The sequence below is a fragment of the Nocardiopsis prasina DSM 43845 genome, assembly GCF_000341265.1.
GTDB lineage: Bacteria > Actinomycetota > Actinomycetes > Streptosporangiales > Streptosporangiaceae > Nocardiopsis > Nocardiopsis prasina.
In genome coordinates, this window is record NZ_ANAE01000150.1 from 9,311 (window position 1) to 12,597 (window position 3,287).

Annotated in this window: 3 protein-coding genes and 1 pseudogene; all 4 read right to left on the reverse strand. The window is 67.0% G+C overall.

What is annotated here, in order from left to right; genetic code table 11:
- Positions 1–58: 58 nt before the first annotated feature.
- Positions 59–199, reverse strand: a pseudogene (locus tag D452_RS31730) (hypothetical protein); the annotation flags it as partial.
- A gap of 362 nt (positions 200–561) precedes the next feature.
- Positions 562–1,548 carry an NAD-dependent epimerase/dehydratase family protein gene (locus D452_RS0117085; RefSeq protein WP_017545365.1) on the reverse strand — a complete coding sequence of 329 codons (987 nt, stop codon included), beginning with the start codon at positions 1,546–1,548 and terminating at the stop codon, positions 562–564.
- 126 nt (positions 1,549–1,674) lie between these two features.
- A complete protein-coding gene (locus D452_RS0117090; RefSeq protein WP_017545366.1) occupies positions 1,675–2,277 on the reverse strand; it encodes a dTDP-4-dehydrorhamnose 3,5-epimerase family protein in 603 nt (200 codons plus the stop codon).
- 80 nt (positions 2,278–2,357) lie between these two features.
- The gene (locus D452_RS0117095; RefSeq protein ID WP_017545367.1) at positions 2,358–3,071 is read right to left on the reverse strand and encodes a class I SAM-dependent DNA methyltransferase; all 714 of its coding nucleotides are present in this window, start codon (positions 3,069–3,071) and stop codon (positions 2,358–2,360) included.
- Positions 3,072–3,287: the final 216 nt, after the last annotated feature.

A 3,287-nucleotide genomic window follows, 5' to 3' on the forward strand; every position in this document is an offset into this window, starting at 1 on the left:
CGGGCCGGTCGTCGGGACCGCCCATCCTGATGCGGCCGTATCGGCTGAAGACGAGCCAGACGAGCAGCACCGCGAGTCCGGCGACGAACCACATGTACACCCAGCCCAGGTCGGACTGGAGCCAGGCCAGGACGTCGCCGAGCAGGCGTTCTCCCGTTCTCGGCGCGATCACGAACGGTGCGCTGAAGCCGACCACCATGATCAGCGCGGGCCAGAAGACTTTGTTGTCGATGTTCCAGCGGATGACTCGGGTCACCTCCGGGTTCGAGGGCACGGGCCATCCAGTTACTACTGTGTTGCGCTTGACTAATCAACCAGTCAGAATCGCATCACGACGATGGTCTTCTTGTCGCGGGTCAGCGAAAATCCTTGTCTGGCAAGGCTTTTCATCTCGCCGTAGGCAGTCTCGGAGTGCACTGTAACGAAGTGACAACCCTCGTCTTCGTTGCGAAAATCGCCACCTCTGCACGGCTGGAGGCGACCGGCCACGTGTCGGAGTCCCGGGCCTCTGAGACGTGGACACGTGGGCTGTGCGAAGTGGCCCGGGGATTTCCTCCACGCCTATCCCGTGAGTGCGGTGACGGTTCTGCGGAGTCCTTCGGTGAGGGTGGTGCGGGGGCGCCAGCCGGTGATTCTTCGGAAGGGTGTGGGGTCGATGACCATGCTGTGGAAGTCGGTGGTCTCGGATTCGGTGGGGGGTGGGACGGAGGTGACGGGGACGGGTGGTTGGCCGGTGGTGTGGGCGGTGATGCGGGCGATGTGGGTGAAGGCTTCGCGTAGGGGGGTGCCGTGGCCGGTGCCGATGAGCCAGTGGTGTCCGGCGAGGGAGTCCGGATGGTTGAGGGCGGTGGTGAAGGCGTGGGCGATGTCGTCGACGTAGACGAGGTCGCGTAGGACGGTGCCGTCGTGCCACATGGTCAGGGGTTGGCCGTTCAGGGCGCGGCGGATCATGGTGGAGATGACGCCGCGGTCGCCGGTGGTGGGGTCTGGGGCGGGGCCGTAGACGGTGGGCAGGCGCAGGGTGGTGGCGCGGATGATGCCTTGGGTGGTGGCGTCCTTGAGGGCGTTCTCGGCGGTGAGTTTGTGGCGGTCGTAGGTGCTGTGGGGATGGTCGGGTTCGGTGCCGTCCAGGTGGGTGCGGGTGGTGGGCCCGACTTGGGTGGTGGTTCCGGCGAAGAGCACCTGGGGTGGTGGTCCGGGGCGCGGGTGGGCGCTCAGCGCGTGGATGAGGCCCAGGGTGAGGCCGACGTTGACGCGTTCGGCGGTGTTGTCGCTGTGGGTGGCGCGCCAGCTGGTGCCGGTGTCCAGGTGGGCGACGAGGTGGACGATGGCGTCCGCGTCGGTGACGCAGCGGGTGAGTGTGTCGGACTGGGTGAGGTCGGCCCGGATGGTTTCTATGTGGGCGGTGGGGTTGTGGGGTAGGGGGGTGGGTCCTCGGGCGATGAGTCTGAGGCGGAGGGGTTGTCGGGCGAGTTGGCGGGTGATGGCGGAGCCGATGAATCCGGAGGCTCCGAGCACCACGACCAGGGGGCGTTCATTCAGCGGCACGTGGCTTCCTGGGTTTGCGGGCGTGGGGTGTGGGAGGGGAGGGGCGCGTGCTGGCGCCGGGGTCTGCGGTGCTGCGTCTCGTGAGCTTGCGGGTACTGGGCGTGGGAACGGGGCGGTGTGGTGGGTTCAGTGGTGCGTTGTTTCCTGAACTCTGAGGCACTCGGTGTAGGAGGGCAGGAGTCCTTGTTCGTGGGCTTGGGCGAGGGTAGGGGCTGCCTGGTCGCGGGCGGAGAGGATCGCTTCGCCGTTCTGGGGCAGGGGAAGGCCCAGTTCGGGGTCCAGGGGGGACAGGGAGAGTTCGTTGTGGGCGATGTAGGAGTCCGAGAGCAGATAGGACATCACGGTGTCCTCTTCAAGGGCGATGAAGGCGTGGCCCACGCCCACGGGCAGGTAGACGGCCCGGTAGTGCTCCTGGTCCAGCAGCACGCTGTCCCACTGGCCGAAGGTGGGTGAGCCCACGCGGATGTCCACCGCGATGTCGATGGCGCGTCCGGTGGGGCAGTAGACGTACTTGGCGGTGCCGGGGGGTGTGCGGGTGTAGTGGATGCCGCGGACGACACCGCGTTTGGAGCGGCTGTGGTTGGACTGGGCGACGGGGAAGAGGGGGTGCCCGAGGGCTTGGGTGAAGGCGGGTTCCTGGAAGGGGGCGAGGAAGAGCCCGCGTTCGTCGGGGAAGACGGTGGGGGTGAATTCGTGGGCTCCGGCGATGGCCAGGGGCCGTGAGGTCATCGTCCTGGTCTCTTCAAGGGGCGATGTTGTGGGCTGGGTGGTTTCGCTCAACCGCTCGGTCCTTTCGGCAGGGGTGGGGGTCAGCGGCGTGTGGCCAGGAAAAGGCCGCGCCCTCGGTGCAGGTGGGGGAGGTAGTCCAGGTCGAACCCAGCGGTTTCGAACGCGGTTTCGTACTGCTGTCGGGTGAACAGACTGGCGACGTAGGTCTCGCTGAAGTGGCGGATGCCGGTGGTGGGGTCGGCGATGGTGTAGTGCACCTGCATGCGTGAGGTGTTGTTCTCGCGTACGGAGTGGGAGACGCGGGCGATGGTGCGGTCTTGGTGGTGGATGACGTCGCCGGAGACGAATCCGTCCAGGAAGGTGTCGGGGAACCACCATGGGTCGACGGCGGCCAGTCCGCCGGGTGTGAGGTGGTGGGCGAAGCAGCGAAGGGTGTCGGTGAGTGCTTGGACGCTGGTGGGGTGGCCGATGGACCCGAACATGCAGGTGATGACGTCGAAGGTGCGGCCCAGGGAGAAGTCGCTCATGTCTGCCAGGTGCAGGGTGACCGGCAGGTTCTTGGTGCGTGCGGTCGCGATCATGCTTTCGGACAGGTCGAGTCCGGCGAGGTCGTCGAACCATTGGGTGAAGGCGGCCAGGTGGGCGGCGGTGCCGCAGCCGACGTCGAGCAGGGAGCGCGCGTGGGGCAGGCGGGCGCGGATCAGGGATTCGAGGTGTTGGGCTTCTGCCCGGTAGTCCTTGCCGCGTCCTTGGTAGATGAGGTCGGAGATGTCGGTGAAGTCCTGGCCGTACATGGTTCTGCTTTCGTTGGCGCGGTCGGAGCGTTGTCGGGTGGTGCGGTGGTGCACCCGGACCCGATACCACTCGACCGAGGTCTGCGGTGCGACTGTTGGGGGTGGTCGGTGCTCCGCGCTCCTAGAGGCGGGCCAGGACCTGGCGCAGGGCGGTGATCACCCGGTCCTGGGTGTCCCGGGGCAGGGACGGATACATCGGCAGGGGGGAGATCCCGG